Below are 22,652 nucleotides of genomic sequence, written 5' to 3'. Positions count from 1 at the left end.
AATTCAGCTTGGTCCATAGCACAGCGGCAGGGCAGGCTTTGCTTAGCTGAGACGCCAGGTGCGATTTCAAAACAAAAACCAGCTCCGGCCTAGTCTTTTCATAATTAGGTATGCGGTGAGTCGGTAGTAATAACGAGTGGCATCAGAGCGATCTTTCAGGTGCTGAGCTAGAAACCAGCGCACATGCTTGAGCTGCCAGGCCCAGGGGTTATCTAGGTGCCACCGCTGCTGAATGGCCGCCTGCATGACTCGGGCTTGCCGTAGGTGGCGCTGCTGAGTGGTTTTTGAACCGGTCAGGGCTCCGCTCAAAAACAGCGTCATATCGAAGGGCTTGGTCATGTCCGACCTCCTATATAGGCTGAAACCACATCGACCCGGTTGTGCCCGAGTTCAACGCTGATTCGTTGTCGTGCCCATCGGTCAAGGTCGCGGTCTGTGCGATAGCAATGCCCACCATTGACCGGAGCAGCGTTTCTGGTGAGTTGCTCGTAACGCTCGCAGGCATAGGCCGCACGTAACTCATGAAACCCCTTCAGCCCCTGCTTCTGTAGTAATCCGCGAGCGGGCCGCACCGTCTGCTTCAGGAAATTCGCGTAGCTTTCACCTTGGACCAGCAAGTTGTGACTGCCGGCCGGTGAGGCGTGACAGGCCATTTGCAATGCCGCCTTCACTTCATCATTGGCCACGACCCAGCGCGGCGCGGTAGCCCCGGCCCGGCCACCTTTGGTGCCGTCCTGAATATTGATGCGACCGAATCGTTTCACTTCGCGTTGCAGGCGCGGCAGATCAGCCAGGATCGCTTCGCGCAGGCGCATACCGGTTGCGCGGGCCAAGCAGACAATCGCCGCGACGCGGTGGTGTCCCTGTTCGCGAAGCGCTTCAATGACTCGCTTTACCTGTTGACGATCTTGGCCGTCTGGTGGCCGTATGCGGATGCTTGATCGCTGCATGCCGAGTGCCTTGCTCGGGCTGGCGATTTTCACGTACTGATCACCGCGTAGCGCGGCGAGGGTGCGGTTGACGCTGCTCAGACGGTTCTGTGCGGTGGCGATGCAGAGTTCACCTTGCTGGATTTGCTGGCGCAGGTACGCGGCGTAGCAGTGCAAGGTACTGCGATCTATCTGGCGAGCATCGTTGTAACCTGGGCCATCCGTAGACCGGCACCACTTCACGAAATCCTTCCAGCGATCGCTGTGGGCTTTGACCGTGGCGAAGTGGCCCCCGGCAAACATATCCTTCAGCGCTTGTGGGCCGGCATAGCTGAGTTGCCGGCCATAGCCGAAGTTGCGACCATCACGCCGGCCGACCAGTGCCATCGGCTTCACCGTTTTCTGTGTCTTGCAGAAAGCGCAGCACGGCTTTCCAGTGGGGGCTGATCTTGTCCACCTGTTGCCAATGTGTGGGGCGAATCAGCAGGGCATTTTGCTGGTGCAGCAGTAGCGCCCCGTCTTCACGCAATTGTTGGATCAACAGGTCGATGTCGTCGGAACCTAAGGCGGGCGTGGCGACAGCGGCGACACTGGCGACAACCCGCGTTGTTGCTGGCCTGGTGCATGGCGACAGTACCGCGACAGACGTGGCGACACAGCGAAGCGCTGGTCGTGTCTGGTGCTGCGCCTGATAACGGCGCACGGCATCATTGAGACGGAACATGGAGCACCTCGAAGGTCTTTCCATCATGGCAGTCCAGCCAGCTGTGCGAGATCAGTTCGACCAGCAGCGCAATGGTGTGATTACTGCTTTTGCGGGCAAAGCGAGGACCATTACGATTGAGGTCGCGCACGGTAAATCGGGTCCAGCCTTTTTGCGTCAGCCAGCGCAGGAGACGATCAGCCTCCTCGCGTAACTTGTTAATGGGTTCTTGTTCTGTCAGGCGCTGGATCTCGGCCAGGTAGTAATCCATCAGAGTTGAGGCGCGCTGAATATGGGTTTCGCTGACCACACTCACGTCTTCAATCACCGCCAGTACCCCGGCGATACGCAGCACATTGGCCGCTGCTTTCCCCGCGACGGATTGAATGCCGGCCAACTCGCCGAACTCGCCAGACTGGCATTCGATGGTGTCGTGAATATCAATCCAGGCAGTGCGGGCGCTGGGCGTCAGTTCCAGCCTGACGGGATTAAGTGAGCCGTCCTTATGCAGCGTCAACGGCTTATCCAGCAGAGTGGTGATGCGTGCTTGGTAGCGCTGGACCTTCGCATCTCGCGTCAGGTCGACGGCCTTGTATAGGCGCCGACCCACCAGGCGCTCGGGCCAACTGATCAAGCAGCGGCCGAGGATGCCCTGGCCATTGATCATCCGGTCGGTGAGTAACTGGTTGGCCAGGTAAGGCTGAAGCATCAGATGCAGACTCAGACGGCGATCATAGGCGCGCAGGCTTTCCCCGGGCATGGAGCGCGCCCGGTCGATCGGGCTGCCATCCCAGAGAGCCGACAGGGTTGTAATAGCCCTGAGTTGGTTCTCTTTGCTCATGGTGCTGCTGCCGAGGAACTGGCCACCTTCATCGTTGAATAGCCCCATGCTCGGCAATCCCTGGCACAGGCTTTTGATCAAAGCCTCGATGGTGGGTTCGGCGATGATCAGTCTGGGCGGGACGGGTTCGGGTAATTCGCGAACGTCGTGCTTTCCACGGATAGCGCCGCGATTGGATTTCAGTTGCTCCACATACGCCGTCCACTGCCGCTGCTCCCACTCACGCGCAGCCGCCAACGCCAAATGATCTACTGCGCTTTTGCGATCACCCGATGACGCTACTGTCAGCATGTAAAGGGATAGCGGATAAGTACGGCCATCCAGATGCACATTCGCATGTGGCTGGCTCACCAGCGCGGCAGTGGCCAACACCGATTGCGCGGCCATGGCGCGGGGCACGCCGATGACTACGGCCACACGCTCGACCGCTGGCCCCAATAGCTGTCCCAACGCTTCGACCGGATACGCCAATGGCTCGGGCCGGTATTCCAGCAGCGGGCGGGGCAGGTTGAGCGCTTCGCACGATTGCATCGTTGTTCTCCTGGTGCTTCAACGTGTTCCCTCACTCTCCCCGCCACGGTTGTTGAGTGTTATCAGGGATCAAGGCCCCTGCAGCCTGTGAGGGTTGTCCACTTACGTGGGACGGACGGCTCCTTACGGCCGGGAGCTTGGGCATCTCATGATCTGGCCTCCTGAGCACCGATACCGGTGGGCGGGTGGAGGCTGCGTTGGCTGACGAGACCAGCGCCGCGAGATCCAGAGTTGGTAAGCGGCAGACTTGATGTGATTACCGGGGCGTGCCTGACTGTCAGTCAGGTGCAGTCCATTCCATGGGCTGCGGCACCCTCATCTGTATCGCTGCTGCGGGTGACATGGGTTTGTCACGTCGATTGTCATTGGGACAAAAGCCGCAGTGCGTTGTACGGCAAGGGTTGCAGCAGTGGTCGGAGCGCCCGTCTCTTTCCGGATGAAAGAGACGGGCGTGTTCTGCCGCACTCGTACTGTGGATAAGTTGGCTTCGATCACGCTGGGCGTGACTGCGCGCCTAATTGGAAGCGAGCGCGCATGGGCTGGGACCACCACTGTAGGGCGTAGCCTTAAAGATCCCTGGCTACCTGGGCAATGCTGTCGATGACAGCGCTCTACGGCTCTGGTGTAGCGCGTGCTCGGAGGGTGGTCAACCGTGTATGGGGTGGGGTTTTTAGGCGATGGATGTGTATGGAAGACGGTGGCTTTGAATGGACAGTGGGCCGTTCGTCGGTTTTTAAAGTGAGCCCCTGAGGGCAGGAAGGCAAAGCCTTCCTGCCCTCAGGGGCTGGGCCTTAAAAGCTTGTGGGCGATGCAGATGGTGGCGACGGTCGCCGCTTTGTCGCCATGCGCAGGACCGCTAAATAAGTGGGTTGTCGCCAGTGTCGCCGCTGTCGCCAGTAGGAACTGATTAACGAAACGGGATGACGTTCCCGTTTTTGTTTTCATGAATGGCCGTCACCGACAAATTGCCGGTGGCGGCTTTTTGAATGTAGTCGCTCCACCAAGTCATCATCGGGCGTCTTCGCTCGATGTAGTCCGCTCGGTTGTACGCGCTTCGGACTTCGTCTTTGTCGACATGGGCGAGTGCGACTTCAATCAACTCCGGGTCCCATCCATGTTCGTTGAGGATGGTACTAGCCATTGATCGCAGGCCGTGGCTGACCAGCCGATCCTGAAAACCCATACGTTTTAACGCCATGTTCGCGGTTTGGCTGTTTGCGTGCGTACGCGGATTTCTATCTGCCGGAAACACATGTTCCCGGTGGCCGCTGTAGGGCTTGAGTGTTTCTAGTAGTGCGAGCGCCTGGTCGCTCAGCGGGACGGGGTGCGCGCGGCGTTTTTTCATGCGCTCCTTTGGGATGGTCCAGATGCGTTTCTCGAAATCTATTTCTGCCCAAGTCGTCCCGGCCGCCTCGGCAGGGCGGGTCATGGTGTGCAGTTGCCATTCGATTAGGCAGCGGGTGATGCGTTTGATGCTGGCGTTGGCAATCGTCACCATGAGGTCGGGCAGTTCTTCGGGGGGAAGTGCCGGCATGTTTGCTTTTTGTGGCTTCTTGAATACCGCTCGGATGCCACTCAGTGGGTTCGCAAAGATCAGTCCGGAGTTGACGCCGTAGGCCATGATTTCGTTGAGGCGTTGGGACAGTCGCTTCACCGTCTCCAGGCTGCCTTTGGCCTCGATGGGGCGAAGAAGCTTGATGATCATCGGTGCGGTGATGTCCGCGAGCGGCGTGGTTTTCAAGCTGGGGAAAACATGTAGGGTGAGCGAGCGCCAGATGTCTTCGGCGTAGGCCTGGGTCACGGAGTGTTTTTTCAACTCGAACCAGGCGGTGGCCACATTCTCTAGCGTGTGTTCAGTCTGCGCTCGCTTGGCTTCGTTATCTGCCTTGCGCTGCACTTTGGGATCAATGCCCTGTGCCAGCAGTTCGCGCGCTTCAATCACCTTCTTCCTGGCGTTCGCCAGCGAGAGCTCTGGGTACGTGCCCAGTCCCATGTTGATGCGGTTTTTGGTTACGGGGTCGCGATAGTTGAAGTTCCACAGCATCGAGCCATTGCTCCTGACGCGGAGCTGGAGGCCCTCACCATCGCTGAGGACGTAATCTTTATCTTTTGCCTTGACCGTCTTGAGCTGGCGGTCGGATAGGCGATGGGCTTGCGCAGGCATGAGAGCTACCTCTGACACCGTTTTGGTATTCCAAAAATTAGCACCAGAAAGCTTGGAATACCACTTGGAATACCAAAACGAGCGGAACTCAAAATTCGTCTACGGAAGCCAATGGCCCTGAAACCCTTGATTCCACTGAATTTCAGGCACAAAAAAAGACGTCCGTGGACGTCTTTAGATGTTGAAGTGGTGGAGCCGGGGGGATTTGAACCCCCGTCCGCCAGTACTCCGCTGTCGGTACTACATGCGTAGCCGTTTCTATTAAGTTAACCCTCAGCGACCCGAAGGGCAGGGTGCTTTGGGCGAGTTGTGTAAGTTTTAGCCGCTTCGTCCACAACGTACTGCACGGCGATTCTGTTCTATATGACAATCACTTTGGGTTTACAGACATCCCCTGGTGATTGCTGGACCCGAAGGTACCAGAAGCTCAGGGCTAAGGCTGCTTACGCAGCGAGAGCGAATTCCTGGCCGTAGTTTTCGTCATTGGCAACTATAAGAAGTTGCAACAGTGGATTTACGAGTTCTGTTACCAACTCGGCATGCACCTAAAGTTTCGCGACCGGCGTCGAATCCTAAACGGCCCCGTGCTTGTAACTCGTTGTTTCATAGTGAGTGACAAGCCTGTGCAGTGTACGCCAAACAGCGCGGGAAGGCCAACCCGAAGGTTGGCCTCACGGCTGTGGGATTATTTACCGCCTTTGTCGAGGTCTTGCAGGTCTTGCAGCGCCTTGGTGGTGATCTCGATGCACTTTTTCTCATCGCCGGCAGCGTGGGCGGCTTTGGCCTGGGCGACGGCGGTGTCGATTTCGCCGCTTTTACCGCTGGAGTCGGTGGCCAGCAGCGCTTTGCCGTTGTTGATTTTGTTGAGGTTGATCTCGCAGAGGTCTTTGTCACCGGCGGCGAAAACAGGGGAGGCCAGCATCGCAGCGGTGATGAACAAGCCAGCAAGAGCGGAACGCTTCATAGGGTATCTCCTCGCAAATAGGGCTCGACGCTGCTGGCGTTCACGGCTGCCAGCGACATCACTGATGAGCCTCGTTCGCCGAGGCCTATCTAGATGACTACGCGGGTGCGCGGGGGTTCTGTTTTTTTTGTCGGATCAATGGGCGCGTGCCTGTGTGACACGATCCACGAGGTACACGAGGCCGTGGTAATCGATACCGCCATGCTGGCTCAGGCCGATCTCGCAGGTGCGGCTGGTGGAGATGCCTTCACTACAATGTTGCACCGCGTCCTTGAGGGAGCGCAGTGAGTGGGCGTTGAGTTGCGGCGTGGTAAAGCCCTTGTCGCCGGCAAAGCCGCAGCAATGGATGCCTTCCGGGATGACCACCGTGTTGGAGCAGCGTCGGGCCAGGTCGATCAGCGCTTGGCTTTCGCCCAGGTGTTGGGTGCTGCAGGTGACATGCACGGCGATCGGCGCGTCTTGCGGCGTGAAGTCGAGGCGGTCCATCAAGTGGGTGCGGATAAAACGCACCGGATCGTAAAGGTCCAGGCGTGTTTCGCCGAGGTCTTGCACCAGGCGCAGGGTGCATGGGCTGGTGTCGCAATAGATCGGGTCGAGCCCGCCACGGCTGGCGTGGAGCAGGGCGCCAATGAGTTCCTGGCGTTTGTGTTCGGCTTGTTCGGCGTAGCCTTTGGAGGCGAAGGGCTGGCCGCAGCACAGGCTGTCCTGGTTGTCGGGGAAGACGACCTGGTAACCGGCTTTTTCCAGCAGGCTGCGGGTTTTGTCGTACAGCGACATCTGCTCTTTATCCCCGGCTGCCGGGCCCATGGTGCGTGAGACGCAGGCCGCGAGATAGACCACGCGTGGCCGCTCGTCGGTCACCGGCGGACTGAAGCGGATAGCCTTTTCCGGCTGCGGCATGGCGTTGGTCCATTGTGGGATTTGCCCCTTGGACAGCCTGGTCACCGTGGCAGACAGTTTCGCCAGGCGCGGGGCGCCCAACAGCATGCGTGCGCCATTGGCCACGTGCAGGGTAAAGCGCGCGCCTTGCAGTGCGGTGGCGAAATGGGTAGCGAGCCATTCGGCGGTTTTCGTACGGTCGGCGTCGCGACTACGCAGCTTTTTCACCAGGTCGCCAGTGTTGATTCCTACAGGGCAGCGCTGGGCGCACAGGCCGGTGGCAGCGCAGGTTTCGATGCCTTGGTAGTGGTAGGCCGCTTCCAGTTCGGTGGTGTCGACGCCAGCGCGCTTCTTCGCCTGGATGTCGCGCCAGATCACGATGCGCTGGCGCGGGCTCAGCGTCAGCCCTTTGGACGGGCACACCGGTTCGCAGAAGCCGCACTCGATGCACTTATCCACAAGCTCGTCGGCGGCGGGCAGCGGTTTGAGGTGTTTGAGGTGGATCTGCGGGTCTTCGCTGAGTACCACGTCCGGGTTGAGGATGCCGTTGGGGTCGAGTAGGCGCTTGAGTTGCCACATCAACTGATAGGCATCGCTGCCCCATTCCAGCTCGACAAACGGTGCCATGTTGCGACCCGTGCCGTGCTCGGCTTTCAGCGAACCGCCGAATTCCACGGCCACTAACTGGGCGACGTCATCCATGAACGCTTGATAGCGTGCGACTTCCTGCGCACTGTTGAAGCCTTGGGTGAATACAAAGTGCAGATTGCCTTCCAGAGCGTGTCCGAAAAGGATGGCTTCATCGTAGTGATGTTTGTCGAACAGTTCGATCAAGCGGTTCACACCGATGGCCAGCTGTTCGACCGGGAAGGTTACGTCTTCGATGATCACTGTAGTGCCGGTTTTGCGCACGGCACCCACTGCTGGGAAGGTGTCTTTGCGGATCGCCCACAGACGGGCGTTCTCCACGGGGTCTTCGGTAAAGTCGACCTGTTTTTCCACCGCAAATGCGGCCAGGGACGCCATGATCAATGCCAATTGCTCGTGCAGCAGTGACGGCGAAGCGGCGCGGGATTCGATCAGCAGCGCGCAGGCATTTTCCGATAGGTGTTGTACGAAAGCAGGCATGCCCGGTTTGTTCTGTACCGAGCGCATGCTGCGCCGGTCCAGCAGTTCAACGGCTGAAACCGGTTGGGTTTTCAGTACCGTTACCGCGTTGCAGCAGGTTTCCACATCCGGGAACACAATCAGCGCCGAGGCTTTGTTCGGATGGTCGACCACTGTGTCGTAGGTTACCGCACTGATAAAGCCCAGGGTGCCCTCGGAGCCCACCAGCAGGTGGCTGAGGATGTCCAGCGGTTCGTCGAAATCCACCAGGGCGTTGAGTGACAGGCCGGTGGTGTTTTTCAGACGGTATTTGTGGCGGATCTTAGCCGCCAATTCAGCGTTTGCCCGCGTCTCGCGCCCCAGTGTTGCCAGGCGCTCAAGCAGTGGGCCGTGTTGTTCACGAAAGGCCGCGATGCTGCTTGCGTCTTCGGTATCCAGGCGGCTGCCGTCAGCGAGTACCAGGCGGATGCCGGCGAGGGTGTGATAGGTGTTTTGCGCCGTGCCGCAGCACATGCCGCTGGCGTTGTTGGCAACGATGCCACCAATTTTGCAGGCGTTGATCGATGCCGGGTCTGGCCCGATCTTGCGCCCGAATGGTGCCAGCCACGCGTTGGCCTGGGCGCCGATGACGCCAGGTTGCAGGCGGATTTGCGTGCCTTGCCCGCGAATCTCGCGGCCGTTCCAGTTGTCACCCAATACGATCAGCACGGAGTCGCTGATGGCTTGCCCGGACAGGCTAGTGCCGGCTGCGCGGAAAGTGACGGGGACGTGGTCGCGTTGGGCCAGTTGAAGCAGTGCGACGACTTCGTCTTCTGACTCCACGCGGATAACCAGCTGTGGGATCAGTCGGTAAAAGCTGGCGTCAGTGCCGAAGGCGAGGGTGGAAAGTGGGTCGTCGAAGCGTCGATCCTGTGGGATCAGCTGTGCGACATCGCGCAGAAAAGCAGCAGGCAGGCTCATCGGTCCTCCAGAAATAGCTGACGCCGGAACCGTGGTCCGGCGTCGATTCTTACTCTATTGCGTGCAGGTCTTAGTGCACCAGCATACCGGTGAACCAGTAGGCCTGGGCCAGGGTGATCAGGCCGACGATGGTGGCAAAGAACAGGCTGTGCTTGAGTGTGAAGCGGAACAGGTCTGACTCTTTGCCGACCAGGCCGGTGGCGGCGCAGGCCACGGCGATCGATTGCGGCGAGATCATCTTGCCAGTGACGCCGCCGCTGGTGTTTGCCGCGACCAGCAGGGTGTCATTGACGCCGATCTGGTGTGCGGTGGTGGCTTGCAACGAGCTGAACAGGGCGTTGGACGAGGTGTCCGAGCCTGTCAGGAACACGCCCAGCCAGCCGAGGAATGGCGAGAAGAACGGGAATGCCGCGCCCGTGCCGGCCAATACCAACGCCATGGTCGAAGACATGCCGGAGTAGTTGGTGACGAAGGCGAAGGCCAGCACCATGCCGATGGACAGGATCGGCCAGCGCAGTTCATAGAAGGTCTCTTTCAAAGTGGTAAGACCAGTTTTGATGTTGATCTTCAGTACCAGCATCGAGATCAGTGCGGAGAAGAAAATCGCCGTGCCGGTCGCCGAGATCGGGTCCAGCTTGAACACTGCCGGGATCGCGGTCGGGTTGGTCACGATGGGGGCGACCTTCACTACCATCTGGTCCAGGTGCGGAATCGCGAAGTTGAAGACCCAGCTGTACATCGAGCCGCCCGCAGCGAACATGGCCTTGAACGGTTTGAGGGTCCAGATAGTCACCAGTACGGTGAGGATCAGGAACGGCGACCATGCCTTGAAAATTTCCCCCAGGCTGTAGGGCGATGCAACCGTGGTGCGTGGTTGACCGAAACCGCCGGCACTGGCGGTGACAGTGGCGCCGGCGGTGGCGCCAGCAATCTGCGCGCCCGCGGTGCGCTTGGGTTGCCAGACCTTCAGGAACAGGGTCAGGGAAATCAGGCTGGCCAGGGCCGAGGTGATGTCCGGCAGTTCCGGGCCAATGAAGTTGGATGTGAAGTACTGCGTGATCGCAAAGCTCAAGCCTGCGACCAGTGCCGCGGGCCAGGTTTCGCGAACGCCGCGCAGGCCGTCCATCATGAACACCAGCCAGAACGGTACGAACAGCGACAGTAGCGGCAGTTGGCGACCAGTCATGGCGCCGATTTTGAACGCGTCGATGCCGGTTACCTGGCCTGCCACGATGATCGGGATCCCCAGGGCGCCGAACGCCACCGGTGCGGTGTTGGCAATCAGGCACAGGCCGGCCGCGTACAGCGGGTTGAAACCCAGGCCCACCAATAGCGCGGCGGTGATCGCCACGGGCGCGCCGAAACCGGCAGCCCCTTCGAGGAAGGCGCCGAAGCAGAAGCCGATCAGCAGCACTTGCAAGCGCTGGTCGTCGGTGATCGACAGGACCGAACTGCGGATGACCTCGAACTGGCCGCTCTTGACGGTCAGTTTGTAGAGGAACACGGCGGCGACGATGATCCATGCGATCGGCCACAGGCCATAGGCAAAACCGTAACCGGCCGCGGCGAACGCCATGTCCACCGGCATTTGGAAGGCAAAGATCGCCACCAGGATCGAGAGGGCCAGCGTGATGCTGCCGGCTACGTGGCCTTTGAGGCGAAACACGGCCAGGGCCAGGAAGAAGAATACGATGGGAATGACGGCGGCCAGTGCGGACAGGCCGAGGCTGCCGAGCGGGCTGTAGAGCTGTTGCCAAGTTTGCATATGGGGTGGCCCCTAATTGTTGTTGGTCAGGCACTGTGTAGTCGATTTGGATAATTGGTAATACCAATTTACAATCGCTGTTGGCTAGGTTAAAAGCCTTCGGGGGATGTGTCAATTTGCCGCCTGCGAAACTTTCGTCGTAGGAAGTTGGGCGAGGGGATCTGATTGGATAAATCCGAGGCGCTCTGATAGGTGCTGCAAGCGCTGCGATAGGCGAGAATAGAGGGCCCGGCGAGTGGTCGGGATGGTGGAGAGTGAGTTATGGGGTTTGATCAGGTGCGTCAGCGCCGTTTGTCCGACGATATTGTCGAGCAGCTTGAGGGCATGATCCTTGAGGGCACGCTGAAGTCGGGCGAGCGCTTGCCAGCCGAGCGCGCATTGGCGGAGCGGTTTGGCGTGTCGCGACCGTCGTTGCGCGAGGCAATCCAGAAGCTCGCGGCCAAGGGGTTGCTGGTCAGTCGCCAGGGCGGGGGTAACTATGTCGCTGAATCGTTGGGGTCTACGTTCAGTGATCCGCTGTTGCACCTGTTGGAGAACAACCCCGAGGCGCAACGGGATCTGTTGGAGTTTCGCCAGACGCTTGAGGCGTCATGTGCGTATTACGCATCGTTGCGCGCCACCGAGGTTGACCGTGAGCGGCTGACAGCGGCGTTTAATGCGTTGCAGGATTGCTACTCGCGGGTCGATGAGGTCAGTCGGGCGGAAGAGGGGGCGGCGGATGCGAGCTTTCACCTGGCGATTGCCGAGGCCAGTCATAACGCCGTGTTGCTGCACACCATCCGCGGGCTGTTCGATTTGCTCAAGCGCAACGTGGTGACCAATATCGGTGGGATGTATCAGCAGCGTACGGAAACCCGCGACATGCTGATCAGTCAGCACCGGGATTTGTATCTGGCGATTATCGAGGGGCGGGCCGAGGCGGCGCGTGAGGTTTCCACGCGTCATCTGCAGTACGTGCAGGAAGTGTTGGAAGAGGTGCGTCAGGAGGTTCAGCGGGTTGCGCGGGCTGAGCGGCGTAAAGGCATGTAGCCAAGGGTGATGCACCCAGGGCTACATCGCTGCAAGGATTACTCTTCCTTGCCCTTGTTGCGCACGGCGCGGTGCAGCTCGCGATTGGAGTCGCGTTCACGCTCGGTATCGCGCTTGTCGTATTCCTTCTTGCCCTTGCCGAGTGCGATCTCGCATTTGACCAGGTGCTTGCTCCAATACCAGGACAGGCAGACGCAGGCATAGCCTTTCTGCTGTACGGCGGCGGCGAGTTTTTCCAGTTCGCGCGCATTGAGCAACAGTTTGCGCGTGCGCACCGGGTCGGCAATCACGTGGGTGCTCGCGGTGGTCAGCGGGGTGATATGACTGCCCAGCAGCCACGCCTCGCCATCCTTGAGCAGCACGTAGCTGTCGACCAGTTGCAGCTTGTTGGCACGCAGACTTTTCACTTCCCAGCCGGCCAGGACCAGACCAGCCTCGAACCGATGTTCGATGAAGTAATCGTGTCGCGCCTTTTTATTTTGCGCGATGGTCCCTGTGGGGTGTTTCTTTTGTTTAGCCATAGGGGCGGCATTATAGGGAGTTGCGAGCGAGTCGGCTACGGTCAACCTGCGTGCTTGAGCGTGTTGGATGAATCCCGGACAATACGGGCAGTTCTTTGGTTTTTTTCTCTCGCGGATCGGGCTGTTGTTTCGCGATGTTTGCCTCAGCAGTGGAAATAACGCTCACATGACGACGCATATTCAACGTTCGGCCTTGTTGCCTTATCCGGCGCAAGCGCTCTATGACCTGGTCAACGACGTGGCGCGTTACCCGGAATTCCTGCCCTGGTGCTCGGCGGCCGAGGTGCTGGAAAGCAGTGATGAGCATATGGTTGCCAGCGTTGGTGTGGCAAAAGGGGGCATTGGCCAGCACTTTGTTACGCGTAACGTGTTGGTGCCCGGGAAATCCATCGAGATGAATCTGCAGGAAGGGCCGTTCACCCAGTTACATGGCGTATGGGTATTCAAGGCGCTGACTGACAAGGCTTGCAAGATCAGCCTGGATCTTTCTTTTGATTACGCGGGGCCGCTTGTTCGCGCGACACTGGGCCCTTTGTTCAACCAGGCGGCCAATACGTTGGTGGACGCGTTCTGTCAGCGAGCCAAGCAACTGCATGGTTGAGATTGAAGTGGTGTATGCCGCCGTGGATCGCCAGGTCTTGCTGGCGATGGCAGTGGCGCCCGGCACCAGCCTGCGGGCGGCGGTGCAGGCTTCGGGGATTGCGGCGCAATTTCCCGAGCTGAATCTGGCTGATTGTCCCTTGGGAATATTCGGCAAGGTCGTTGCGGACCCAGAGGTGCGCGCCGTACAGGCGGGTGATCGGATTGAGATCTACCGGCCCTTGCTGGCGGATCCTAAGGAGGTGCGTAGGCTGCGTGCAGCCAAGGCGGCCTTGGCCCGGCAACAGAACTCCTGAGCTTGCCAGGCAGCAGGCAACAAAAAGCCCGGCATGCCGGGCTTTTTTGAGCGCCGCACACTTACTGCGGGCTGGTGTCCAGAGGCTGTGGTGTTGGGACTGGAACAGTTTCCACGCCGTCGACGTCTTTCTGGATCTTGTCGAGCAGAGAGCCTGGTTTGGCAGGGACTTCGGACTTGGGCTTCTCGGCTTCCTGCGCTGGCGCAGTGACGTTGGTGCCGTTGTCCTTGCCGAGCAAGGCTTCATCGCGGCTTACGCCAGGCATGAAGTCACCGGACAGGCTCACAAGCTGGTCGTTGCCATTAAAAATGACGCTGACGCGTTCCTGCTGGCGCTCACCGCCACCAGGTTGGATGCTGTAGAGATAATCCCAGCGATCAGCATGGAAAGTGTCGGTCAGCAGGGGGTTGCCCATGATAAACCGTACTTGCCGTCGGGTCATTCCCGGGCGTAACTGGTCTATCATGTCCTGCGTGACGACATTGCCCTGCTGGATGTCGATTTTGTAAACCCCGGGGAATGAACAACCGGCGAGTGCGAGCAGTCCCACAAAGGTGAAACTGGTTAGCAAGAGCTTGGTGTTTTGCATCGGTGGGCGACTTCCACTATCTTGGCTGGGACAACGTAAACGCCGATCATACCCGTATTAAGAGAAGCTGCGAAGCAGCATCCGCGAGAAAGCTAACCATGGTTGAAAATAGCGAACTACGTAAAGCCGGTCTTAAAGTGACTCTGCCACGAGTCAAGATTCTACAAATGCTCGATTCTGCTGAGCAGCGTCACATGAGTGCTGAAGATGTCTACAAGGCGCTGATGGAGTCTAACGAGGACGTTGGCCTGGCCACGGTTTACCGTGTGCTGACCCAGTTTGAAGCCGCAGGGCTGGTGGTTCGTCATAATTTCGACGGCGGTCATGCGGTATTTGAATTGGCTGACGGTGGTCATCACGATCACATGGTTAACCTGGATACCAACGAGGTTGTCGAGTTCACCAGTCCGGAAATCGAAGCGCTCCAGCACAAAATAGCTGAAGAGCATGGCTTCGATTTGATTGACCATAATCTCGTGTTGTACATCCGTAAGAAAAAGTAAAAATAGCGCAGATTTGTTCTGCGAAACGCACGAAGGCGACCCTGGGGTCGCCTTCGTGCGTTCTATATAAAGGTAAAAGCGTCAGGTCAGGCCTTCGACGCCACTACCATTTTTTTCGCGTGCGCCAAGGACTCCTTGGTCAAGTCGATGCCGCCGAGCATCCGTGCTACTTCTTCCACGCGTTCCGATTTGTTCAGCTTGGACACGGCCGTGTGCGTCGCATCGCTACCGCGGACTTTGTGCACGAACAGGTGTTGATGCCCCTGGGCCGCCACTTGCGGTAGGTGAGTGACGGTAAGTACCTGACCGCGATCTCCCAGTCGGCGTAGCAGTTGGCCCACAATTTCCGCCGTCGGCCCACCAATCCCCACGTCCACTTCATCGAATACCAGCGTTGGCACGCGAGATGTCTGTGCGGTGATGACCTGGATGGCCAGGCTGATCCGGGAGAGCTCGCCGCCGGACGCCACTTTTGCCAGTGCCTTGAGCGGCTGCCCAGGGTTGGCGCTGACCAGTAGTTCTACCTGTTCAAGGCCGTGAGGTTGCAGTTCGGCGTTGGAGTTGGCGCGTAGCTCGATGGTGAAGCGCCCGCCTGGCATGCCCAGGCGCTGGATTTCCAGTTCCACTGCGCCGGCGAGGCTGGTGGCGGCCTGTTGGCGCAGGTCGCTTAGTTCGCGGGCCTTCTCTTGATAGTGGCGGGCGAAAGAGGCGAGCTCATCGCCGAGTCGCTCGATGGATTCGTCATTGGCATTCAGGGTTTCGATTTCATCCAGCAGCTTCTGCTGCATCGCTGCCACTTCGGTGGGCTGGATTCGATGTTTGCGCGCCAGGGTATAGATAGTGTCCAGGCGCTCTTCGATTTCCTGCAGTCGTGCCGGGTCGGCGTCGAAATGGTCGAGGAAGCGATTCAGCTCGCCGACGGCTTCTTCCACTTGAATCTGGGCGCTGGTCAGCAGGGTGGTCGCTTCGCAAAGGGAGCCAGAGGCGTTGTTAACGCTGGACAGGCGATTGAGGCTGGCGGTCAGTGCGTTGAGCACATTGCCGGAGTCGCTTTCGCTGCACTGCTCGACCACCTGGCGGCAAATACCCAGCAGGGTTTCGGCGTTGGTCAGGTTTTTGTGTTCCTGCTCAAGCTGTTCCAGTTCGGTCTCGCCCAGGCCCAGGCTTTCGAGTTCTTCGAGTTGGTAGCTGAGTAGCTGGTGGCGAGCACGCTGTTCGTCGCCGGAATTGGAAAGGCGTTCCAGTTCCTGGCGGGTTTGGCGCCAGCGTTGGGCGGCCAGTTGCACTTGTCGCGCAAGGTCGGTGGCGCCGGCGTACTCGTCAAGCAGGCGACGATGGGTGTCGGTTTTCAGCAGGGACTGGTGTTCGTGTTGGCTGTGGATGTCGATCAGCAACTCGCCCAGGGCTTTCAGGTCGCCAAGGGGGCAGGGCGTGCCATTGATATAGCCACGTGAGCGGCCTTCGGCGGTGATGACCCGGCGCAGGATGCATGGGCCGTCATTATTAAGGTCGCGTTCGGCCAGCCAGGCTTCAGCCTCGGGAATGTCTGCCAGGTCGAAGGTCGCGAGGATGTCGGCCTTGTCTGCGCCTGGGCGCACCACGCCGCTGTCGGCGCGGTCACCGAGGGTCAGGCCCAGGGCGTCGAGCATGATCGATTTACCGGCTCCGGTTTCGCCCGTGATTACGCTCATCCCGCGATCCAGTTCGAGATCCAGGTGTTCAACGATGGCGTAGTTATGTACAGACAGGTGCACGAGCATGAGGGCGCTCCCAGGCGTTAGGTCTGGTTATTTATACAGTGTTTTGTTCTGGGCTGACAATCCTGATGCTTAGCTCGATTTGCTTGATCGGCTGTTTTTTTTAGCGCGATGAGGAATGATCGTGCAGGAACTGATCGGGAGCACGTGAACGACTTTTGGTAACGCTCTGGCCCTTGAACCTGGAAATTGTGGCCCCATATACCGGAACAGAAGCGCGAGTTGAGTTCGCGCATGATTTTGAAAGGAGAAAACTATGGCTGACGAACAGACGCAGGATACGCAAACTCCAGACGCCAATTCGGCTGTCGGTGATGAGCTGGCAACGCGTGTGCAAGTGCTCGAAGAGCAATTGGCTGCGGCGAATGATCAGGCTCTGCGTGTTGCCGCCGATCTGCAGAACGTCCGCCGCCGTGCCGAGCAGGATGTGGAGAAGGCTCACAAGTTCGCGCTGGAAAAATTCGCTGGCGACCTGCTGCCGATTATCGACAGCCTGGAACGTGGCCTTGATTTGTCCAACCCGGACGATGAAAACATCCGCCCAATGCGCGAAGGGATCGAGCTGACCCTGAAAATGTTCCAGGACACCCTGAAGCGTTATCAGTTGGAGGCGATTGATCCGCAAGGCGGCGAGCCGTTCAACGCTGAGCATCACCAGGCCATGGCCATGCAGGAAAGCCATGACCTTGAACCGAACAGTGTGTTGAAAGTGTTCCAGAAGGGTTATCTGCTCAACGGTCGCTTGTTGCGCCCGGCAATGGTGGTGGTAAGCAAGACGCCGGCACCTGTTGCACCTTCTATTGATGAGCAGGCTTGAAATTCGCCGCAAGGCCCCCATCTATAAGTCAAGCGTTTAAGTGCTACCGCAGTTAGCCACCACTGCTGCGGCAACCAAATTCAAGTTTCGGGAGAGTAAATCATGGGCAAAATCATCGGTATCGACCTGGGGACCACCAACTCGTGTGTCTCCGTTATGGAAAACGGTAAAGCTAAAGTTATCGAAAACGCCGAAGGCGCGCGTACCACGCCGTCGATCATTGCTTACGCCAATGACGGTGAAATTCTTGTAGGTCAGTCGGCCAAGCGCCAGGCTGTCACCAACCCGCACAACACTCTGTACGCGGTAAAACGTCTGATCGGTCGTAAGTTCGACGAAGAAGTCGTGCAGAAAGACATCAAGATGGTTCCGTACAAAATCGCCAAGGCTGACAACGGTGACGCCTGGGTTGAAGTAAACGGCAACAAGATGTCTGCACCGCAGATCTCGGCTGAAGTCTTGAAAAAGATGAAGAAAACCGCCGAAGACTACCTCGGCGAGCCAGTGACTGAAGCGGTCATCACCGTTCCGGCCTACTTCAACGACAGCCAGCGTCAGGCAACCAAAGACGCCGGCCGTATCGCGGGCCTGGACGTAAAACGTATCATCAACGAACCTACCGCGGCCGCTCTGGCTTACGGTATGGACAAGGCCAAAGGCGACCACACCGTGATCGTTTATGACCTGGGTGGTGGTACTTTCGACGTCTCCGTGATCGAGATCGCTGAAGTTGACGGCGAGCACCAGTTCGAAGTGTTGGCCACCAACGGCGACACCTTCCTGGGTGGTGAGGACTTTGACATTCGTCTGATCGACTACCTCGTCGACGAATTCAAGAAAGAAAGCGGCATGAACCTCAAGGGTGATCCGCTGGCGATGCAGCGTCTGAAAGAAGCTGCTGAAAAAGCCAAGATCGAATTGTCGTCCAGCAATGCGACCGACGTGAACCTGCCGTACATCACTGCAGACGCCACCGGTCCTAAACACTTGAACGTGAAGATTTCTCGCGCCAAGTTGGAATCGCTGGTCGAAGACCTGGTTCAGCGCACCATCGAGCCTTGCCGCATTGCATTGAAAGATGCCGGTATCGACGTTGGTTCCATCAACGACGTGATCCTGGTCGGCGGCCAGACTCGCATGCCGCTGGTACAGCAAAAAGTAACCGAGTTCTTCGGTAAAGAAGCACGTAAAGACGTGAACCCGGACGAAGCGGTTGCCATGGGTGCTGCTATCCAGGGCGCAGTATTGGCCGGCGACGTGAAAGACGTGTTGCTGCTGGACGTCAGCCCGCTGACCCTGGGTATCGAAACCATGGGTGGCGTGATGACTGCGCTGATCGAGAAAAACACCACGATTCCTACCAAGAAATCGCAAGTGTTCTCGACTGCCGATGACAACCAGGGCGCTGTGACCATTCACGTGCTGCAAGGTGAGCGTAAGCAGGCTGCGCAGAACAAGTCCCTGGGCAAGTTCGACCTGGCCGAGATTCCACCAGCACCACGTGGCGTGCCACAAATCGAAGTGACCTTCGACATCGACGCCAACGGCATCCTGCACGTTGGTGCGAAAGACAAGGCTACCGGCAAAGAGCAGAAGATCACGATCAAGGCCAACTCCGGTCTGTCTGATGAAGAAATTCAACAGATGATTCGTGATGCTGAAGCCAACGCTGACGCGGACGCCAAGTTTGCAGAGCTGGCCGCTGCCCGTAACCAGGGTGATGCACTGGTTCACTCGACGCGCAAAATGGTCGTTGATGCTGGCGACAAAGTGACTGCCGAAGAGAAGACCGCGATCGAAGCTGCCGTGGTTGCCCTTGAAGCCGCCATCAAAGGCGACGACAAGGCTGCCATCGATGCCAAGGTTGAGGAGCTGTCGAAAGTCTCCGCGCCGGTTGCTCAGAAGATGTACGCCGAACAACAGGCTCAGCCTGAGGGCGGCGCGCAACAGGCAGAGCCTGAAGCCAAGCACGATGACGTGGTTGATGCTGAGTTCGAAGAAGTCAAAGAGCAGAAGTAAGTTGCTCGTCCGGTTGACCGCTATCAAGCGGTGACTGGTAGGATGTCGCCGCGCGGGAGCTTGCTCCCGCGTTGGCGTGTCTGGGGTATGGGAATTTTTACAGCATGCGACATCGCTCGGATGCTGGCGGTGTGATCGGGAATGCTCCTGCTTTCCGAGCAGTAAATACCGCATTTTTGGCCAGGTCCCTGGCTAAAAGTAGTTATGACCAGGATCGTTGAATTGACGTGAGTTGGGTCCGGGCCTGTATTGGGGCTCAACGAGTTTGGCAAGTCTCAGGAGGGTCTGGCTGAACGTCCTACAAGAGTGCAAAGACTTATGGCAAAGCGTGACTATTACGAAGTGTTGGGTGTGGAGCGCGGCTCCAGCGATGCGGACCTGAAGAAGGCCTACCGTCGCCTGGCGATGAAGCACCACCCGGACCGTAATCCGGATAGCAAAGAATCCGAAGAGATGTTCAAAGAGGCCAACGAGGCCTACGAATGCTTGTCTGATCCCAATAAGCGTGCGGCCTACGACCAGTATGGCCATGCCGGCGTCGACCCGAGCATGGGTGGCGGTGGTGCCGGGTTTGGTGGTCAGAATTTCTCCGATATTTTCGGCGATGTGTTCAGCGATTTCTTCGGCGGTGGCCGTGGCGGTCAGCGTGGCGGGGCCCAGCGTGGCAGCGACTTGCGCTATACCCTCGAGCTGAACCTGGAAGAGGCCGTGCGCGGCACCAGCGTCAACATTCGTGTGCCGACACTGGTTAACTGCAAGCCGTGCGACGGCTCGGGTGCCAAGAAAGGCTCCTCGCCGATCACTTGCCCGACGTGCGGCGGTATTGGTCAGGTTCGCATGCAGCAGGGCTTCTTCTCGGTGCAGCAGACCTGCCCGCGTTGCCATGGCCAGGGCAAGATCATTTCCGACCCGTGCGATTCCTGCCACGGCGAAGGGCGTGTCGAAGAGTACAAGACGCTGTCGGTGAAAGTGCCAGCGGGCGTGGATACCGGTGATCGCATCCGCCTGTCGGGTGAGGGCGAAGCGGGCACCCAGGGCGGGCCAACGGGCGACCTGTACGTGGTGATCAATGTGCGCGAGCACTCGATCTTCCAGCGTGACGGCAAGCACCTGTTCTGCGAAGTGCCGATCAGCTTTGTGGATGCGGCGCTGGGTGGCGAGCTGGAGATTCCGACCCTGGATGGTCGGGTCAAGCTGAAGATCCCTGAGGGGACTCAGACCGGCAAGCAGTTCCGTATCCGTGGCAAAGGCGTTGCGCCGGTGCGCGGTGGCGGTGCTGGCGATCTGATGTGCCGTGTGGCGGTTGAAACGCCGGTCAATCTGAATCGTCGTCAGCGCGAGTTGCTTGAAGAGTTCCGCAGTTCGCTGGAAGGTGATGACTCCCATTCGCCGAAAACCACAGGCTTTTTCGATGGCGTGAAGCGCTTCTTCGGCGACCTGTAAGGAATGAATATGCGACGTATAGCCGTAATGGGCGCTGCCGGGCGCATGGGCAAGACGCTGATCGAGGCGGTGCAGCAGCGCTCGCCGGTTTCCGGGCTGACGGCGGCGATCGTTCGCCCCGGCAGCACGTTGATCGGTGCGGACGCTGGTGAGTTGGCCTCGTTGGGTCGGATCGGCGTTTCGCTGTCGGGCAGCCTGGAGCAGGTGGCGGATGAATTTGACGTCCTGATCGACTTCACCCTGCCGGACGTGATGCTGAAGAACCTGGCGTTCTGCCGCAAGGCGGGCAAGGCCATGGTCATCGGTACTACGGGCTTGAGTGCTGAACAGAAGCAGGTGCTGGTGGAGGCGGGCAAGGAAATTCCTGTCGTGTTCGCGGCCAATTTCAGTGTCGGCGTGAATCTGTCGCTCAAGTTGCTGGATCTGGCAGCGCGGGTGCTGGGAGATGAGGCGGACATCGAGATTATCGAAACCCATCACCGTCACAAGATCGATGCGCCCTCGGGCACTGCGCTGCGCATGGGTGAGGCAATTGCCGATGCGTTGGGTCGTGATCTGTCGAAGGTCGCGGTGTACGGTCGTGAAGGCCATACCGGTGCGCGTGCGCGTGACACCATCGGCTTTGCGACCGTGCGCGGTGGTGATGTGGTCGGTGATCACACGGTGCTGTTCGCCACTGAAGGCGAGCGTCTGGAGATCACGCACAAGGCATCCAGCCGCATGACCTTTGCCAAGGGTGCGGTACGTGCTGCGCTCTGGTTGGACGGCCGTGAGCCGGGGCTGTATGACATGCGTGATGTGCTGGATCTGCACTAATCAGTAGCTAAAACGGGGCGTCAGGATTACCCTGAGGCCCCGTTTTTACCCGCTAAGCGACGTCCTGTCGCATTCCCCTGCCTTTTAGGCTCATTAGCGGTGGACCCAAAAAGCCTTTTTCTGTAAGCTACAGCTTTAGTGTGTCCACTAAAAGCGCGCAGAATAATTCAGTGAAGAAGCGGGGTGACGTGTCCATACGTCACTCCGCTTTTTTACAACCTGCGATCGCCCTTTCAGGCTTTATTTACGGGAGGTCTTCTTGACTAAGCCAGCCATACTCGCCCTTGCTGATGGCAGCATTTTTCGCGGCGAAGCCATTGGAGCCGACGGTCAGACCGTTGGAGAGGTGGTGTTTAACACCGCCATGACCGGCTATCAGGAAATCCTTACCGATCCTTCCTACGCCCAACAGATCGTTACCCTGACCTATCCACACATCGGCAACACCGGTACTACACCGGAAGACGTCGAGTCTGATCGTGTCTGGTCGGCTGGTCTGGTGATTCGTGACCTGCCACTGGTTGCGAGCAACTGGCGTAACACGATGTCGCTGTCCGATTACCTGAAAGCCAACAATGTTGTGGCGATCGCCGGTATCGACACGCGCCGCCTGACACGCATCCTGCGTGAAAAAGGCTCGCAGAACGGCTGCATCATGGTCGGTGACAATATTTCCGAAGCTGCTGCAATTGCTGCTGCGCAGGGTTTCCCTGGCCTGAAAGGCATGGACCTGGCAAAAGTGGTCAGTACCAAGGAATCGTATGAGTGGCGCTCCACTGTCTGGGAATTGAAGACCGACAGTCACGCGACCATCGAGGCCGCCGAGCTGCCTTACCACGTTGTGGCCTACGACTACGGCGTCAAGTACAACATCCTGCGCATGCTGGTCGAGCGCGGCTGCCGCGTGACCGTGGTGCCGGCGCAAACCCCGGCCAGCGATGTCTTGGCCCTGCAACCGGACGGCGTGTTCCTGTCCAACGGCCCGGGCGACCCTGAGCCGTGCGACTACGCCATCCAGGCGATCAAGGACGTGCTGGAAACCGAGATCCCGGTGTTCGGCATCTGCCTCGGTCACCAACTGCTGGCCCTGGCCTCCGGCGCCAAGACCCTGAAAATGGGGCACGGCCACCACGGTGCCAACCACCCTGTGCAGGACTTGGACACTGGCGTCGTCATGATCACCAGCCAGAACCACGGTTTTGCAGTGGATGAAGCGACTTTGCCGGGCAATGTCCGCGCCATTCACAAGTCGCTGTTCGACGGCTCCCTGCAAGGCATCGAGCGCACCGACAAGAGCGCGTTCAGCTTCCAGGGCCACCCAGAAGCGAGCCCGGGCCCGAACGACGTAGCGCCGCTGTTCGACCGTTTCATCAATGAGATGGCCAAGCGACGCTGACTGAGTGGCCTGCGGGCGGCCCC

At 58.8% G+C, this 22,652-nt stretch carries 20 protein-coding genes and 1 other RNA gene; 9 read left to right on the top strand and 12 right to left on the bottom strand.

Going from position 1 to position 22,652, the window contains the following annotated elements:
• Positions 1-66: 66 nt before the first annotated feature.
• The 9 genes from IB241_RS13970 to IB241_RS13930 form a co-directional block, all read right to left on the bottom strand.
• Positions 67-339: a hypothetical protein gene (locus IB241_RS13970; protein WP_192298942.1), complete on the bottom strand. Its 273-nt coding sequence runs from the start codon at positions 337-339 to the stop codon at positions 67-69.
• Positions 336-1,316, bottom strand: coding sequence for an integrase domain-containing protein (locus IB241_RS13965; protein ID WP_192298941.1), 981 nt, complete (start codon positions 1,314-1,316; stop codon positions 336-338). The genes IB241_RS13970 and IB241_RS13965 overlap by 4 nt, the downstream gene beginning before the upstream one ends.
• Positions 1,294-1,653: a hypothetical protein gene (locus tag IB241_RS13960; protein ID WP_192298940.1), complete on the bottom strand. Its 360-nt coding sequence runs from the start codon at positions 1,651-1,653 to the stop codon at positions 1,294-1,296. The genes IB241_RS13965 and IB241_RS13960 overlap by 23 nt, the downstream gene beginning before the upstream one ends.
• Positions 1,637-3,004 carry a YfjI family protein gene (locus IB241_RS13955; RefSeq protein ID WP_192298939.1) on the bottom strand — a complete coding sequence of 456 codons (1,368 nt, stop codon included), beginning with the start codon at positions 3,002-3,004 and terminating at the stop codon, positions 1,637-1,639. The genes IB241_RS13960 and IB241_RS13955 overlap by 17 nt, the downstream gene beginning before the upstream one ends.
• Before the next feature lie 907 nt (positions 3,005-3,911).
• A complete protein-coding gene (locus IB241_RS13950; RefSeq protein ID WP_192298938.1) occupies positions 3,912-5,168 on the bottom strand; it encodes an integrase domain-containing protein in 1,257 nt (418 codons plus the stop codon).
• 187 nt (positions 5,169-5,355) lie between these two features.
• Positions 5,356-5,752, bottom strand: a transfer-messenger RNA (tmRNA) gene (gene ssrA / locus IB241_RS13945).
• A gap of 101 nt (positions 5,753-5,853) precedes the next feature.
• On the bottom strand, positions 5,854-6,132 hold the full coding sequence (locus IB241_RS13940) for a hypothetical protein (protein ID WP_192298937.1): 279 nt from the start codon (positions 6,130-6,132) through the stop codon (positions 5,854-5,856).
• A gap of 135 nt (positions 6,133-6,267) precedes the next feature.
• A complete protein-coding gene (locus tag IB241_RS13935; protein WP_192298936.1) occupies positions 6,268-9,078 on the bottom strand; it encodes an FAD-binding and (Fe-S)-binding domain-containing protein in 2,811 nt (936 codons plus the stop codon).
• 70 nt (positions 9,079-9,148) lie between these two features.
• Entirely contained in the window at positions 9,149-10,843 is a 1,695-nt protein-coding gene (locus IB241_RS13930; RefSeq protein ID WP_192298935.1) for a lactate permease LctP family transporter, read from the bottom strand.
• A gap of 261 nt (positions 10,844-11,104) precedes the next feature.
• On the opposite strand from IB241_RS13930, the gene IB241_RS13925 reads away from it, so the two are divergent.
• Positions 11,105-11,872, top strand: a complete 768-nt coding sequence (locus tag IB241_RS13925) for a GntR family transcriptional regulator (RefSeq protein ID WP_192298934.1) — start codon at positions 11,105-11,107, stop codon at positions 11,870-11,872.
• Positions 11,873-11,910: 38 nt separating this feature from the next.
• Here IB241_RS13925 and smpB read toward each other — a convergent pair whose 3' ends face one another.
• A complete protein-coding gene (gene smpB / locus IB241_RS13920; RefSeq protein ID WP_192298933.1) occupies positions 11,911-12,393 on the bottom strand; it encodes an SsrA-binding protein SmpB in 483 nt (160 codons plus the stop codon).
• Between the two features lie 166 nt (positions 12,394-12,559).
• Here smpB and IB241_RS13915 point away from each other — a divergent pair, with 166 nt between their 5' ends.
• Both IB241_RS13915 and IB241_RS13910 read left to right on the top strand, forming a co-directional pair.
• Positions 12,560-12,994, top strand: a complete 435-nt coding sequence (locus IB241_RS13915; RefSeq protein ID WP_017735533.1) for a type II toxin-antitoxin system RatA family toxin — start codon at positions 12,560-12,562, stop codon at positions 12,992-12,994.
• On the top strand, positions 12,987-13,289 hold the full coding sequence (locus IB241_RS13910) for an RnfH family protein (protein ID WP_192298932.1): 303 nt from the start codon (positions 12,987-12,989) through the stop codon (positions 13,287-13,289). The genes IB241_RS13915 and IB241_RS13910 overlap by 8 nt, the downstream gene beginning before the upstream one ends.
• 61 nt (positions 13,290-13,350) lie before the next feature.
• Here IB241_RS13910 and IB241_RS13905 read toward each other — a convergent pair whose 3' ends face one another.
• A complete protein-coding gene (locus IB241_RS13905; RefSeq protein ID WP_192298931.1) occupies positions 13,351-13,878 on the bottom strand; it encodes an outer membrane protein assembly factor BamE in 528 nt (175 codons plus the stop codon).
• A 98-nt stretch (positions 13,879-13,976) separates the two neighbouring features.
• Here IB241_RS13905 and fur point away from each other — a divergent pair, with 98 nt between their 5' ends.
• On the top strand, positions 13,977-14,381 hold the full coding sequence (gene fur, locus IB241_RS13900; RefSeq protein ID WP_192299108.1) for a ferric iron uptake transcriptional regulator: 405 nt from the start codon (positions 13,977-13,979) through the stop codon (positions 14,379-14,381).
• Positions 14,382-14,467: 86 nt separating this feature from the next.
• Here fur and recN read toward each other — a convergent pair whose 3' ends face one another.
• Positions 14,468-16,141 carry a DNA repair protein RecN gene (gene recN / locus IB241_RS13895; RefSeq protein ID WP_192298930.1) on the bottom strand — a complete coding sequence of 558 codons (1,674 nt, stop codon included), beginning with the start codon at positions 16,139-16,141 and terminating at the stop codon, positions 14,468-14,470.
• 253 nt (positions 16,142-16,394) lie between these two features.
• Here recN and grpE point away from each other — a divergent pair, with 253 nt between their 5' ends.
• The 5 genes from grpE to carA all read left to right on the top strand — a co-directional run bounded on the left by grpE (position 16,395) and on the right by carA (position 22,629).
• Entirely contained in the window at positions 16,395-16,955 is a 561-nt protein-coding gene (gene grpE, locus IB241_RS13890) for a nucleotide exchange factor GrpE (RefSeq protein WP_192298929.1), read from the top strand.
• Between the two features lie 102 nt (positions 16,956-17,057).
• Positions 17,058-18,974, top strand: coding sequence for a molecular chaperone DnaK (gene dnaK, locus IB241_RS13885; RefSeq protein WP_192298928.1), 1,917 nt, complete (start codon positions 17,058-17,060; stop codon positions 18,972-18,974).
• Positions 18,975-19,292: 318 nt separating this feature from the next.
• A complete protein-coding gene (gene dnaJ / locus IB241_RS13880) occupies positions 19,293-20,417 on the top strand; it encodes a molecular chaperone DnaJ (protein ID WP_192298927.1) in 1,125 nt (374 codons plus the stop codon).
• A 9-nt stretch (positions 20,418-20,426) separates the two neighbouring features.
• On the top strand, positions 20,427-21,233 hold the full coding sequence (gene dapB / locus IB241_RS13875; RefSeq protein ID WP_192298926.1) for a 4-hydroxy-tetrahydrodipicolinate reductase: 807 nt from the start codon (positions 20,427-20,429) through the stop codon (positions 21,231-21,233).
• Between the two features lie 259 nt (positions 21,234-21,492).
• Positions 21,493-22,629 (top strand): glutamine-hydrolyzing carbamoyl-phosphate synthase small subunit, encoded by a 1,137-nt coding sequence (gene carA / locus IB241_RS13870; RefSeq protein WP_192298925.1) that lies wholly within the window; start codon positions 21,493-21,495, stop codon positions 22,627-22,629.
• Positions 22,630-22,652: the final 23 nt, after the last annotated feature.

This window comes from Pseudomonas sp. PDM05 (assembly GCF_014851685.1).
Classification (GTDB): Bacteria; Pseudomonadota; Gammaproteobacteria; order Pseudomonadales; family Pseudomonadaceae; genus Aquipseudomonas.
The sequence above is the reverse complement of the archived record's forward strand: the minus strand, read 5'-3'. Positions and strand labels throughout refer to the sequence as shown.